Annotated in this window: 1 protein-coding gene; it reads right to left on the reverse strand. The window is 55.3% G+C overall.

The window, feature by feature from the left end:
• On the reverse strand, window positions 1-246 hold a 246-nt coding region (locus tag A6R74_RS01345; RefSeq protein WP_131798061.1), incomplete at both ends, for an efflux RND transporter permease subunit.

Below are 246 nucleotides of genomic sequence, written 5' to 3' on the forward strand. Positions count from 1 at the left end.
CAAGAACAACGATGGCATCAGCGACAATCAGGCCGATCGCCAGAACCAGTGCTAGCAGAGTAAGTAGGTGGATCGAGAAATTCAGCGCCGCAAGCGCTGTAAAGGCGACGATAACGGCAATCGGAACGGTCACCGCAGGTACCAGGGTGGTGCGCAAATAGCCTAGAAACATAAAGATCACCAGCACGACCAGCCCCATGGCGATGAACAGCGTCATAACGACCTGCTCAAGGGCACCGGAGACGA

The organism is Halomonas sp. ALS9, assembly GCF_001651035.1.
Taxonomy (GTDB): domain Bacteria; phylum Pseudomonadota; class Gammaproteobacteria; order Pseudomonadales; family Halomonadaceae; genus Vreelandella.